The organism is Streptomyces longisporus (genome assembly GCF_039532765.1).
Classification (GTDB): Bacteria; Actinomycetota; Actinomycetes; order Streptomycetales; family Streptomycetaceae; genus Streptomyces; species Streptomyces longisporus.
On the sequence record NZ_BAAASG010000028.1, the window covers coordinates 80,394 to 93,588 of the forward strand.

The window sequence follows — 13,195 nt, forward strand, 5'->3', positions numbered from 1 at the left end:
CAGAGGGGCGCGGGATGTGGTCATCCCGCGCCCCTTCGGCGTGCGTGGGGTGACGCACACCCCGCGCCCAGCGATCGCGTCGCTCTGACGATTACACTGGGCCCGTGCCTGAATTGAACTTCTGGTCGATCTATCAGCACGGCTTCGCGCGCGTCGCGGCGTGTACGGGTCACACCGTCATCGCCGAGCCGCTCGCCAACGCCGAAGCGGTTCTGCGTCACGCGCGCCGGTGCGCCGAGGAGGGTGTGGCCGTCGCCGTCTTCCCGGAGATGGTGCTGTGCGGCTACTCCATCGAGGATCTGCTGCTGCAGGACGCCCTGCTCGACACGGTCGACGAGGCCCTTCAGGAGGTGGTCGCGGGGTCGGCGGACCTACTGCCGATGCTGGTCGTCGGGGCCCCGCTGCGCCACCGCAACCGGGTCTACAACTGCGCGGTGATCGTGCACCGCGGCCGGGTCCTGGGTGTCGTGCCGAAGTCGTATCCGCCGTACTACCGGGAGTTCTACGAGCGCCGGCAGATCGGCGACGGGGCGGACGAGCGCGGTGGATCGATCCGGGTCGGCGGCTTTGACGTGCCGTTCGGCGTGGACCTGCTGTTCGCCGCCGACGACGTCCCCGGGCTCGTGCTGCACGCGGAGATCTGCGAGGACATGTGGGTGCCGGTGCCGCCGAGCGCAGAGGCGGCCCTCGCCGGCGCGACCGTCCTGGTCAACCTCTCGGGCAGCCCGATCACGGTGGGGCGCGCCGAGGACCGCAAGCTGTTGTGCCGCTCGGCGTCCTCCCGTTGCCTGGCCGCCTACGTCTACGCGGCGGCCGGCCTCGGCGAGTCGACCACCGACCTGTCCTGGGACGGCCAGGCCATGGTCTACGAGAACGGCGCGCTGCTGGCGGAGACGGAGCGCTTCCCGCTCGGCGACGAGTACGCGGTGGCCGACGTGGACCTCGACCTGCTGCGCCAGGAGCGGCAGCGGATGGGCACCTTCGACGACAACCGCCGTACGCACCGGGAGCGGACCGATGACTTCCGTACGGTCGGCTTCAAGCTCGACCCGCCGCTGACGGACCTCGGGCTGCGCCGCCGCCTGGAACGCTTCCCGTTCGTCCCGGCCGACGCCGAGCGTCTCGCCCTTGACTGCTACGAGGCGTACAACATCCAGGTGGCGGGCCTCCAGCAACGGCTCGCCTCGATCGGCGGCCCGAAGGTGGTCATCGGCGTGTCCGGCGGCCTGGACTCCACGCATGCGCTGATCGTCGCCGCGCGGGCGATGGACCGTGCGGGGCGGCCGCGCAGCGACATCCTGGCCTGGACGCTGCCCGGCTTCGCCACCAGCGACCACACCAAGGACAACGCGCACGCGCTGATGCGCTCTTTGGGCGTCACCGCGGCCGAGCTGGACATCACGCCGACGGCGCGGCTGATGCTGCAGGAGATGGGGCATCCCTTCGCCTCGGGTGAGCCGGTGTACGACGTCACCTTCGAGAACGTCCAGGCGGGCCTGCGCACCGACTACCTGTTCCGGCTCGCCAACCAGCGCGGCGGCATCGTGCTCGGCACCGGTGACCTGTCGGAGCTGGCGCTCGGCTGGTCCACGTACGGCGTGGGCGACCAGATGAGCCACTACAACGTCAACGGCGGGGTGCCGAAAACCCTGATCCAGCACCTCATCCGCTGGGTCATCAGCAGCCGGCAGTTCGACGAGGAGACGGGGAAGATCCTGGCCGCGATCCTCGACACCGAGATCAGCCCGGAGCTGGTGCCGGGCGAGGAGATGCAGTCGACCGAGTCGAAGATCGGGCCCTACGCGCTACACGACTTCACGCTGTTCCACGTGCTGCGGTACGGCTTCCGGCCGTCGAAGATCGCCTTCCTGGCCTGGCACGCCTGGCACGACGCGGACGCGGGCGGCTGGCCGCCGGGCTTCCCCGACGCCAAGCGGGTCGCGTACGACCTGCCGGAGATCCGGCAGTGGTTGGAGGTCTTCTGCCGCCGGTTCTTCGCGTTCGCCCAGTTCAAGCGGTCGGCGATGCCCAATGGGCCGAAGGTGTCGGCGGGGGGTTCGCTGTCGCCGCGGGGGGATTGGCGGGCGCCGTCGGACGGTTCGGCGACGGTTTGGCTGCGGGATCTTTCGCGGTTCGACTAGTCCAGTGCGGGTGGTGGCCCGGTGCGAGTGGGTGGGGGTGTGCGGCCCTGGGGGCTGCGCCCCCAGACCCCCATCGGCCCGAGGGCCTCGTCCTCAAACGCCGGACGGGCTGAAGATTGCCCCCCGGACCCAGTTCACCCCTTGAGCGAGGCGACGAAGGGCACCCAGGCGGCGGCGGTGAGGATGAGGGCGGGGGCTTGGGGGGCCTTGGAGTCGCGGACGGGGACGAGGCCAGGGATGTTGTGGGCGACTTCGACGCAGTCGCCGCCGCTTGCGTTGCTGTAGCTGCTCTTGAGCCAGAGCGCTTCACTCAAGTCGATCCGGGCGCTTGCCATTTCGATAGTCCTCTGCCGCAGCTTTGATCATGTCCAGGGACGCGTCAGGTGACAGCGCGACGGCCCGGAGCCGATCGTACGACTTGCGGTAGTCCCCCACGAGAGCTGGATCATCGATGGTGTCACCGCTGTGCAGGGCCTCCGTGTAGAACAGCGGCGGGGCATCGGCGAAGGTCATGATCTTCGCCGAGCCGGTCATGAACGGGTGCGCCACGCACTTTCGCAACAGAACCTGCGAAGTGATCCGGCGACGCTCTGCCAACTCGACGATGCGGTCAAGCTGTTCTGCCATGCCCTGGGGCGCCAGGAGCGGGTCGGTGATCAGCGACTCGTGCAGGATCACCCAGTACTCAGGGGTGTGGTGGTCCGCCTCGAAGAGGTCGGCGCGCGCCATCCGGGCGCTGACCTTCTCCTCCACCTCGGCATCGGCGGACAGCGGGAGGCCCGCCAGGATGACGGCCCGGGCGTAGGCGGGAGTCTGGAGCAGCCCGGGGAAGAGCATCGGGCACCACTCCTCGATGGTCAGGGCGTGCTTCTCCGCGTCCAGGACCTTCTCGAAATACTCGGCGTGACCGGCGCGCCGCGCCTTCCGCACATCCTCGCAGTTCCGCTCGAAGAACCCGTCGGTGTTCAGCTTCCGATCCGCGTGCCGGGCCAGATCCAACGGCATCCGGCGCTCGCCGCGCTCGATGTCACTGAGATACGTCTTGCCGTAGAAGCTGCCCTCAAGAAACGCCTCCAACGACATCCCCGCGGCTTCCCGCTTCCACCTCAACTCCTTGCCGTAGAACGTCGGGACGCTCATCGAGCCGTCAATGTCCGTGCGCCGTGCCATCGTTCACCTTCCGCTGTCCCGCTCGCGAACGCGAAACCCCTTTCACGGTAGCGATCTCAACGACAACCTGTGAGGAGTTCGTCACACAACGCACAGCAAGAGGAAGGCCCCCATGCCCGACCACTCCCCCACGGCCTCGGCCTACGACGTGACCCTCTGCGTGGAGGAACTCCGCACTGCGCTCGCCCTGCACGGCATCACGTTGCCCTCCCTGCGCGTGGACCTCCCGAGCTTCGCCGGTACACACACAGCGCCCGCCGGCCTCATCGCACTCGGGAACTGCAACACCTCAACGGCCCAGACGCTGGCCACCGCTCTCCGGAAGACGGCAGCCGAGCAGTGACGTTCGAACTCGACCTGCTCGCCACCCCGAAGGCCGTACCGGAGTTGCGCCACCACCTCCGCACCCACGACTTCGAAGTCCGCTTGTGCGTAACGGAGTTGCTGACGAACGTCATCGACCACCTCGGCGAGGGCACCCCAGTGACGATCCGCGTCACCGGCACATCCGGCGGCCACACCCGTATCGAGGTCACCGACCCCGACCCGCGCGCCCTGCCGGTCCTCCTGTCCGCCACCGGCACGGCCGAGTCCGGCCGGGGCCTGGCCCTGGTCGACATACTCGCCCGATGTTGGGGCGTTGACCAGGGAAGGGACCGCAAGACGGTCTGGTGCGAGCTGGCCACACCGGGGCGGTAGTCGGTCAGTCGTCCGTACACAGAAACCACAAAGAATCACCTGTACGAACACTTCTGTGTATGTCTACAGTGATGCCGCGCATCGGCGGAGCCTGACCACTCCGTAGGCGCACATCAGTCAGCGACCGGGGGAACGCCGTCGCTCACGGGGAGGGGTCGCGTCGCCATGCCGTCATACGCCTTTCCGGCCTGCACCCCTGGCTGAATGCAGAACGGAATGCTTCCTTGCACCCCAAACCCTGGTTCCGGCTGCCCGGAACTCGAAGATCACGAAGACTCACGTCCGCTGTCACCTCAGTTGCCGCGCTGGCCGTTTTGGCCGGTGTGGCGGTTCAGCCCAGCCTGGCCGGCCTGCACGCCGAACCGGCGAGCGATTCCTACCCCTGGTATCAGGACACCTCCGCCGAGCAGTTGCGGCAGGACCAGTGCCTGATGTCGCACGTGCTGCGGCTCGGCGGGCCGTCGATGGCCGCGACCGCGCAGGACGGCCTCAACCAGCCCGCCGACAAACTCCACGTCCTGGCGGACCGGAAGAACTGGGAGCAGACGCCGCTTGCTGTCGCGTACCAGAAAGACCGGGACGCGGCGAGCAAGCAGACGGACGATCTCGCTGCTCAGCGGGACGGCTGGAAGAAGCCTCTCGACGGCCTGGCAACTCCGGGCGGGTTCACGGACGCCGCGTTCCACTGGCCGCCCGACGGCGAGCAGAGCTTTGACAATCAGACGGGTCTGGGCAAGTGGGTCGCCGACCGGTTCTGGATGAACGACTACGACTTCTACCAGGACGACACTCCCAAGGCCGACGACGCGACCCTCAAGGCCGTCGACGCCGTCGGCAACCCGCTCTACGGCAAGGACCCGGACCCGGCCGGCACCACCCAGCAGGAGTGGAACCGGGCGCTGGCCGAGCACAGCGCCTTCCAGTGGATGCACGGCGGCCCCGCCACGAACGCGGGCGCGGACGACGCGCGCATCTTCCTGTCCTCGGGTGGTTTCCCGCGTACCGCTCCGCAGCCCGGCACTCCGGAGTACCGCATAGCGGTCGAGGACGTGAAGTCCCGGTTCGCGGCGTGCGGTTGGCGTGATCCGCTGGACCCGGACAACGTGCTGGGCGACGTCACCTCCACCGCGGCCGGCGAGTGGCAGCAGGAGGTCTCCTCCCAGGCCGCCCAGCGCAACCTGATCCTGGACGCGAACAAGAGTGCCGTCGACGCCCTGGCCAAGGGCGCGAAGGCGCTCAGCGACATGCTGGGGCACTCCTGGGTCGCCGACCACCTCACCCGCTGGCAGGACTACTGGTCCCCGGGCGGCATCGGCTGGATCGGCGACTCCTCGCTGGTGATGCGGGTGGAGGCGGCCCAGGGCAAGTGCCTGGACGTCCAGGGCAGCGGGACGGCCAACGGCACCCCGGTGCAGATCTACACCTGCAACAACAGCGCCGCCCAGGAGTGGAAGTTCGGGGGCCTGTACGACGGCGGCTACTCCCTGTACAACACCAACGCGCGCAAGTGCCTGGACGTGCAGAACGGCAACGACGCCAACGGTACGAAGATCCGGCTCTGGTCGTGCAACGGCAGCGCGCCGCAGCAGTGGCAGTTCGACGTCCGCGCCGCCGGTGAACTGCGCAACGCCGCCACCGACAAGTGCCTGGACCTGCACACGTTCACGAACGGCAACGACGCCCAGCTGTACACCTGCAACGGCACCGACGCGCAGAAGATCCGCATCGTCCCCAAGGGACATGACGGCACGGACAAGCTGGACTACCCGACCAAGGCCCAGTTCACCAAGGCCACCGCCGGCATCTCGGCCGCTCAGGCGGGCGCGAAGAAGCAACTCGCTGTCCTCCAGGCGCAGTTGGCAGCCGCGCAGAAGGCCGGAACCAGCTCGGCCGCAGCTCTTCAGGCCGCCTACGGCATCGCGGACGCGGCTGGTGCGCCGCGGGGGCGTGGTCTGCTGGTGGGTCAGCAGAAGACACAAGTGACCCGGGGCGCGGTGGCAGCGCTCCAGGCGATGGAGAAGGCCGGCGAGACGGCCGAGGCCGCAACCCGCGCCTCGGCCGGTGACAGCGCGACGATCGCCCAGCGGGCGCTCGCCCAGGCGGCGCAGGTCAAGGCGGAGTTTCGCAAGGAGGCCGCGAAGGCCGCCGAGGAACAGGCCAAGGCGGCCGCGGATGCGGCGAAGGTCCACCGGGACAACGCCAAGGCCGACAAGGAAACCGCCGAGGCCAAGCTCACCACCGCGCTCAAGGCCGAGGGCGATGCGAAGGTGGCCGCCGCCGATGCCCACGCCAAGCGTCTGGACGCCGAGGCGCAGGAGAAGACCGCCAAGGCCGAGAAGGAGACCGCAGCGGCCAAACAGGCCGAGGCCGCGGCCGACAAGACCGCCGCACAGCAGCAGGCAACGGCGGCCAAGGACGCCAAGGACAAGGCCGACGCCGCCGAGAAGACCGCCGAAGGCAAACGCGACGACGCAGTCAAGGCCCGCGACAACGCCAAGGCCAAACGCGACGACGCCTGGGACGCCGAGCAGAAGGCCGCCGCAGCTCGCGCCAAGGCCGACGCCAAGGACGCCTACGCCGACTCCCTCGACTCCGGGGACGCCGCGACCGCCGCCCGCACCGCCGCCAACGACGCCGACAAGGCCGCCGACGACGCCGAGACCGCCGCGAAGAACGCCCGCGCGGACGCCGACGCAGCCACCCAGGCAGCCGCCGACGCCGACGCAGCCGCCACCCGCGCCGAGGCAGCCGCCAAACGCGCCCGCTCCGACGCCGACGCCGCCCAGGCCGACAAGCTGAAGGCCGACGCCGCGGTGAAGACCGCCACCAGCGCCGCAGCCGACGCCATCAAGGCCTCCCAGGACGCCGCCACCGAAGCAAAGACCGCGGTCAAGCTGGCCGACGAGGCCGAAGCGCACGCCAAGGACGCCAAGACCCAGGCCGACGCAGCCAACACCGAGGCCGGCAACGCCCTCGCGGCCTCCGCGAAGGCCGCGGGATACGCCCATGTCACCGCGCAGGCCGCCGTGGACGCGGGCAAGGCAGCCGAACAGGTCGCCAACCCGGCCAACGACGCCATCCAACTCGGCTCGGCCTACGTCGACACCGACTCCGCCGCCGGTCTGGTCGTCCTGACCGGCCAGGCGTCCAAGTCCATAGCCGACCAGCAGCAGGCGGTCGCAGACGCCCACGCCAAGAACGCCCAGGCCGAGGCGGACGCGGCCAAGAGCCTCGCCGACCAGGCCAAGGGCGACGCCAAGGAGGCCTACCAGCACGCGGCCAACGCGGCCCAGTACGCGGCGGATGCCCGCACCTACTCCAAGCAGGCCCTCGGCTACGCGGCCGACGCCGCCAAGGCCGCAGCAGCAGCCCAGGAATCCCTGGCCCGCACCATCGACTACGACAAACAGGCCGCCGACGACGCGGCAGCCGCCGACACCGCCGCCGGAAACGCCGAGGGCTACGCCAAGGACGCCCGCGACTCAGCCGACGCCGCAGCCCTCGACGCCGAAGCCGCCCGCACCGCAGCCACCCAGGCCGAACAGGACGCCAAGGACGCCCGCGCCGCCGCCGACCGCGCCGACACAGCCGCCACCGAAGCCGAACAGGCCGCCAAGGACGCCGCCAAATACGCCAAGGAAGCCCAGGACGCGGCCCGGCGAACAGAAACCAAGAACCGCAACGGCCAGATCGAGAACGGCGCTGCCGGCGTCGGTGGTGTCTTCTACAAGACGCGGATGGAACCCGTCGGCGATCCGGAAATCCTGCACAAGGAAAACTGCAACCCCATCGTCCACGTCGGTGACTGCGTCATCACCGCGAACATCACCGCCAAGCCCTTCGTCGACATCTACCTCTGTACGGCTACGGACATCCCGGACGTGCAGTCCGGATGTCCCGCGTCCGAAACCCTGTTCCTCCACAGCCTGGAGCTGAAGCCTCAGACCCAAAAGGTCACCTACACGATCACGCCGCAGGAGTTCAACGACGCCGTCGCCAAGGGATTCGTCAAGGCCCTCACCGAAGACTTCACCGGCTGCTGGGACAGAATCACCACAGGTGGTGGCGGAACCCTGGGCAACTGCGGATGGGCCGTCTTCGACATTGGCACCCTCGTCTTCGGCAACGTCGCCGTCAAGGCCATCAAGGACGCCGTGACGGCTTTCGACGCGGCCATGAGAACCGGCATCGCCATCGACGACGCATGGAAGGCCCTACGCACCGCCGGTCTCACCGACGCCGCCATCGAAGGAATCACCTCAAAGCTCGCGCTGACCAGGTGCTTCCCGGCCGGCACCAAGGTGGCGACGGAAAACGGTCCCAAATCCATCGAGGACATCAAGATCGGTGACCGGGTCTGGTCGCAGGACCAGGTCACGGGCAAGAAGTCCCTGCAGCCGGTGTTGAACCTGTTCCGTCACACCGTCAACTCCCTGATCCGGATCAGAACCGCCGTCGGCCAGGTCGAAGCGACTGACTCGCACCGCTTCTGGGTACGTGATCGGGGTTGGGTCGAGGCCGGCGAACTGCGCGCCGGTGACACCCTTGAGGCGCGGGACGGCGGCTCCACGCAGGTCCTTGGCACCACGGTCGTCAAGGGATCCGTCGAGGTCTTCAACTTCGAGGTCGCGCGAAACCACACGTACTACGTGTACACGGGGTCGACGCCGGTCCTGGTGCACAACGAGTGCCTCGAGCAAATCGTCAATGAGCTCGTCAAGGACGGCGACCACATTGTTCTGGGGATAAATCCGTACTCCGACAGGCTGGCCGCGGAGACGCTGGGCGGCACCGGCGGCCTGAGCGGCCCGGGCGCACGGACGTTCAACAACAAACTTCTCGGCAGGCCGGCCCCCAACGGTGACGGGCGTCCGATCTGGATGGCCGGCGTCGAGAAGGCGCTGGACAATAGGTCGGTGAAGTTGAGCATTTCACTGGACGGTGTTCCGGACGCGAAGACCGCCGCGGAAGCCCTGAACAAGCTCGTCGAGCGCGGGAAGCCGTTGGTGGGCGGCGACTGGCGGGCCGTGGCAGAGCTGGGAAGCAACAACGGCACCGCGTGGGAAATGGCGACGCTGCGTCTCAAGGTGATCCTGGGACGTCGGGACTTCGACGCCATCGACTGGTACTTCACCAAGCCGGGCGACAAGGCGCCGAGCCTCGTCAAAGACATGCCGAAGCCGGACTGGGCCCAGTGACCCGCACACCTCGAGGACAGGAAGAACACAGAGAATGCCGGATTTCGTGCGAGAGGGACGCCTGTTCCGGGTGGTCAGCTTCGCGGCGTCGCACCGTCAGTTGCTGCTGCGCAGCGACGCCACCGCCGTCGACGGAACAGACACCCGCGTCGAGGTGCACTTCGGGCATGTGGAGCTCATGCTGCTCAAGCCCATCTACGAGAAGGGGATCCACGTCCGCCGGGCGTCGGAGGCGGAGTTCGCAGTGCTGAAGGAGCGCCATGGCCTCCCCGCGGAGGATGCGGGCTTCACCTGGATGATCGAACCGGACGGGGACAGCTTCGTCGTCTCCGCCGAACCCGCGTGGCGCGAGGCGGACCGCAAGTTCGAGGACCCGTCCCTGTTCGACTTCACCCAGCCCTGGCCCCCGGACTTCCCCGTGGAGTACGGCAGCGTCCGCTGACGTGGATCAAACGATGAGGGCGCCCCTGGCCGGTGAATTCGAGGGGGCGTCCTCAGCGCCGTGCATGTCCCTTTGCCGGTGAAGGACCGGAGGGACACCACCGGCGCCGGCCGAAGCCTCGCCTTCGCCGAGGCGGTGCCTGAGCTCCGAGCGGTGGCCAAAGCGCCGGGGTGGCCAAGCCGGCGCGGAGGTGCAGCCCCCGCTCGGGTCGAGGGGGCGGGGCCTCCGCGGACGCAAGCGGGCAAGGCCAGCAGGGACGAGAAGCATCCGCCCCGGCGCCCGCCCCCTCAGCGGTGCAGCGCCTCCGCCTCCTGCGGGACGTGCGAGGCAACCACGCGCTGCCGCCCCGCCGCAGGAACCCGCCGCCGGTCCACCGCGTAGGCCGCCCCGGCCACCGCAAGGCCGAGCACCGCCAGCCCCGCCCCCGCCAGCGCCGGAGAGGTGACTCCGAAGCCCGCCGCCAGTGCGACGCCCCCGATCCACGCTCCCCCGGCGTTCGCCAGGTTGAACGCCGCCTGGTTCGCGGAGGACGCCAGGGACGGAGCCGCCGAAGCCTTCTCCATGACCATCAGCTGGAGCGGCGACCCGGTGATGAAGGCCGCCGCGCCGAGCAGGACCACCGCCAGGGCCGCGCTCCACTGCGTCGACATCAGCAGCGGGAACAGGGCCAGGACACCCGCCAGGGAGACCAGGCCGCCGAACAGCGTCCTCCGCAGGGAGTGGTCCGCGAGACGCCCGCCCAGCAGGTTGCCCACCGTCGCGCCCACACCGAACAGCGCCAGCAGCACCGTCACGCTGGTCTCGGCGTACCCGGCGGCGTCCGTCAGCATCGGCGTGATGTAGCTGTACGCGGCGAACAGCGCGCCGAAGCCTGCCACGGTCGTACCGAGCGCCAGCCAGACCGGCACGGAGCGCAGGGCCGCCAGTTCGCCGCGCAGGCCCGTCGCCGGGGCCGCGTGGGTGTGGTCGTGCGGGATCAGCGCCGCCAGGGAGGCGATCGCCGCCAGTCCGATCGCGCTGACGCCGAGGAACGTGGCCCGCCAGCCCAGGTGCTGCCCCATGACTGTGGCGACCGGGACGCCGGCGATGTTGGCGACCGTGAGGCCGAGGAACATCAAGGAGACGGAGCGGGCCTTGCGCTCCGGCGCGACCAGGTTCGTCGCCACGACCGCGCCCACGCCGAAGAAGGCGCCGTGCGGCAGACCGCTCAGGAAGCGGGCCGCCAGGAGCGAGTCGTAGCCGGGGGCGAAGGCGGAGAGCGCGTTGCCCGCCACGAACAGCGCCATCAGACCGATCAGCACCGTGCGGCGGGACATCCGCGCGGTGACCGCGGCCAGCAGCGGGGCGCCGATGACGACGCCCAGCGCATACGCCGAGACCAGGTGCCCGGCGGTGGGGAGGGAGACGTGCAGGTCGTCCGCGACGTCGGGCAGCAGGCCCATCATCACGAACTCGGTGGTGCCGATCCCGAAAGCGCCGACGGCCAGAGCGAGCAGGGCCAGGGGCATGAAGGGGCCTGTTCCTTTCAAGGTCAAAGGGAGAGCTGAGTTCCGTACCAGTTTAAGTTCAGTTACGGAACAAAGTCTCTCGGGCCCAGTATTCCGGGAGGTTACGAGCCGGTGGCGAGGCTCACACGGGCTGCGATCGGGAGGTGGTCGCTGCCGGTCCTGGGCAGCGTCCACGAGGTCACCGGCTCGATGCCCTGGACCATGATCTGGTCGATCCGCGCCATCGGGAACGAGGCCGGCCAGCTGAACCCGAACCCGCTGCCCGCCGCGCCCTGCGTGGAACGCATCTGGGAGGTGACGCCGTTGAGGGAGCGGTCGTTCATCGTGCCGTTCAGGTCGCCGAGCAGCACCTTCCGCTTCAGCGGCTCCTGGGCGATGGCCTCGCCGAGCGCGTTGGCGCTCTTGTCGCGCTGCCGGGCCGTGAACCCGGCCTCCAGCTTCACCCGCACGGACGGCAGGTGGGCGACGTAGAAGGCGACCTCCCCCTCCGGCGTGGTCACCGTGGCGCGCATGGCGCGCGTCCAGCCCAGCTTGATGTCGACGGCCCTGACCTCGGTCATGGGGTACTTGCTCCACAGCCCGACGGTGCCCTGCACCGAGTGGTACTTGTACGTCGACGCCAGCGCCCTCTCGTACACCGGCACCGCCGACGGGTTCAGCTCCTCCAGGGCCAGCACGTCCGCGCCGGACGCGGCCACCTCACGGGCCGTTCCCGAAGGGTCGGGGTTGTCGGCGTTCACGTTGTGCGTGGCAACGGTCAGGTCGCCGCCGCCGACGGTCTTGTCCGTCAGCAATCCGCCGAAGAGATTCAGCCAAACGGCTGCCGGCAGCACCACCGCGATCAGCGCGGTCGCCGACCTGCGCACCAGCGCGAGCAGGAGCAGCAGCGGGACCAGGAGACCCAGCCAGGGCAGGAAGGTCTCGGTGAGGCTGCCCAGGTTGCCGATGCGGTTGGGGATGCGTGCGTGCAGCAGCATCACCAGGGCCAGGATCACCCCGAGCGCGGCGACGACCAGGCCACGGCGCCAGATTCTGGGGTCGCCCCGCCATCCGGAGACCATGCGGTTGAGCAGGCGCCGAAGCCGGTCCCCCCGGTGCTCGGGCCCCGAGCCGCCGTTGTCCGTCTCCGTCACATACGCCTGCTGCGCCATACCGCGTCGCCTCACTGCCTGCCGTGCAACCCGTCCGTCCCCCCGTATCTGAAACCCTAGGGGATGATCGAGCCCGTCCCTGCCGTCGCATGACGGCCGTACGGGCACGAGGACGACGAACCCGGCGCGGTGAGTTCCGAACGCGACCCGCGAAAGCGCCCTCTGTGACGCAACGCGCACATTCGGGCTAGGTGGTTGAGGATTTGACGGGTCGTAGCCCTTCGAGGAGGGTGTCCACGATCTGCTCCGACAGTCCCTCGGAGAGGTCGGTCTCCACGTCCGCCTCCGGGCGCATGACGGTGCGCAGCAGCATGGGGCCGACGAACAGGTCGTTCACCAGCTCGATGTCGACGTCCTCGCGGAGTTCGCCGTTCTGCTGGCCGCGGCGCAGGATCTCGATCTGCAGTCGGCGCCGCGGCCGGACGACGGAGGCGTGATATGCGGCCCAGACCTTCGGGCTGCTCTTCATCTGGGCGAACACGTTGTGCAGGAGCACCGAGGTACGGGTCATGACGCCGCGCTGCCGCAGCTGCTCCAGGAGGGCCACCAGGTCGTCGCGCATGGACGTACCGGGGAGTTCGGGGTCCGGGGGCTCGGCGGCGCGTACGACGTCGACGAAGAGCTCCTCCTTGCCGCTCCAGCGGCGGTAGATGGTGGCCTTGCCGACGCCCGCCGTGCGGGCGATGCGCTCGATGGAGAGTTCGGCGAGCGGGACGCCGTCCTCCAGGAGCTTCAGCACCCCCTCTATGACGGCGCGTTCGACCGCCTCACTGCGGGGGCGTCCGCGTGCGGGCGCCCCGGGAGGGGCCGGACTGTCGGCGAGGCTCACTTCTGCGTCCCTTCGTTGAGCTGGAGCAATTCTCCCCGTTGCCCCCCAGTGCGGCGG

Annotated in this window: 10 protein-coding genes; 5 read left to right on the forward strand and 5 right to left on the reverse strand. The window is 69.3% G+C overall.

The window, feature by feature from the left end; genetic code table 11:
- Positions 1 to 104 precede the first annotated feature (104 nt).
- Positions 105 to 2,141 (forward strand): NAD(+) synthase, encoded by a 2,037-nt coding sequence (locus ABD355_RS41305; protein ID WP_344406382.1) that lies wholly within the window; start codon positions 105 to 107, stop codon positions 2,139 to 2,141.
- 134 nt (positions 2,142 to 2,275) lie between these two features.
- Here ABD355_RS41305 and ABD355_RS41310 read toward each other — a convergent pair whose 3' ends face one another.
- Positions 2,276 to 2,455: a DUF397 domain-containing protein gene (locus tag ABD355_RS41310; RefSeq protein WP_425585852.1), complete on the reverse strand. Its 180-nt coding sequence runs from the start codon at positions 2,453 to 2,455 to the stop codon at positions 2,276 to 2,278.
- Positions 2,448 to 3,311: a helix-turn-helix domain-containing protein gene (locus tag ABD355_RS41315; protein WP_344406385.1), complete on the reverse strand. Its 864-nt coding sequence runs from the start codon at positions 3,309 to 3,311 to the stop codon at positions 2,448 to 2,450. Before ABD355_RS41315 ends, ABD355_RS41310 begins: the two co-directional genes overlap by 8 nt.
- Positions 3,312 to 3,423: 112 nt before the next feature.
- Here ABD355_RS41315 and ABD355_RS41320 point away from each other — a divergent pair, with 112 nt between their 5' ends.
- From ABD355_RS41320 to ABD355_RS41335, 4 genes are all read left to right on the forward strand, one after another.
- Entirely contained in the window at positions 3,424 to 3,654 is a 231-nt protein-coding gene (locus ABD355_RS41320) for a hypothetical protein (RefSeq protein ID WP_344406386.1), read from the forward strand.
- Complete coding sequence (locus tag ABD355_RS41325) at positions 3,651 to 4,010, forward strand: ATP-binding protein (protein WP_344406387.1); 360 nt, start codon at positions 3,651 to 3,653, stop codon at positions 4,008 to 4,010. Before ABD355_RS41320 ends, ABD355_RS41325 begins: the two co-directional genes overlap by 4 nt.
- A 431-nt stretch (positions 4,011 to 4,441) precedes the next feature.
- Positions 4,442 to 9,208 (forward strand): RICIN domain-containing protein, encoded by a 4,767-nt coding sequence (locus tag ABD355_RS41330; RefSeq protein WP_425585862.1) that lies wholly within the window; start codon positions 4,442 to 4,444, stop codon positions 9,206 to 9,208.
- 34 nt (positions 9,209 to 9,242) lie between these two features.
- A complete protein-coding gene (locus ABD355_RS41335; RefSeq protein ID WP_344406390.1) occupies positions 9,243 to 9,650 on the forward strand; it encodes a hypothetical protein in 408 nt (135 codons plus the stop codon).
- A gap of 287 nt (positions 9,651 to 9,937) precedes the next feature.
- Here the strand turns inward: ABD355_RS41335 and ABD355_RS41340 are convergent, their stop codons facing one another.
- The 3 genes from ABD355_RS41340 to ABD355_RS41350 form a co-directional block, all read right to left on the reverse strand.
- Entirely contained in the window at positions 9,938 to 11,158 is a 1,221-nt protein-coding gene (locus ABD355_RS41340; protein WP_344406391.1) for an MFS transporter, read from the reverse strand.
- Positions 11,159 to 11,259: 101 nt separating this feature from the next.
- Positions 11,260 to 12,219, reverse strand: coding sequence for an endonuclease/exonuclease/phosphatase family protein (locus ABD355_RS41345; protein WP_425585863.1), 960 nt, complete (start codon positions 12,217 to 12,219; stop codon positions 11,260 to 11,262).
- A 277-nt stretch (positions 12,220 to 12,496) separates the two neighbouring features.
- Positions 12,497 to 13,138, reverse strand: a complete 642-nt coding sequence (locus ABD355_RS41350; protein WP_344406393.1) for a TetR/AcrR family transcriptional regulator — start codon at positions 13,136 to 13,138, stop codon at positions 12,497 to 12,499.
- Positions 13,139 to 13,195 lie beyond the last annotated feature (57 nt).

Coding starts and splice junctions, on each gene's coding strand:
- ABD355_RS41315 (WP_344406385.1), bottom strand. CDS start 3,311: ATGGCACGGCGCACGGACATTGACGGCTCGATGAGCGTCCCGACGTTC.
- ABD355_RS41320 (WP_344406386.1), top strand. CDS start 3,424: ATGCCCGACCACTCCCCCACGGCCTCGGCCTACGACGTGACCCTCTGC.
- ABD355_RS41330 (WP_425585862.1), top strand. CDS start 4,442: ATGTCGCACGTGCTGCGGCTCGGCGGGCCGTCGATGGCCGCGACCGCG.
- ABD355_RS41335 (WP_344406390.1), top strand. CDS start 9,243: ATGCCGGATTTCGTGCGAGAGGGACGCCTGTTCCGGGTGGTCAGCTTC.
- ABD355_RS41340 (WP_344406391.1), bottom strand. CDS start 11,158: ATGCCCCTGGCCCTGCTCGCTCTGGCCGTCGGCGCTTTCGGGATCGGC.
- ABD355_RS41345 (WP_425585863.1), bottom strand. CDS start 12,219: ATGGTCTCCGGATGGCGGGGCGACCCCAGAATCTGGCGCCGTGGCCTG.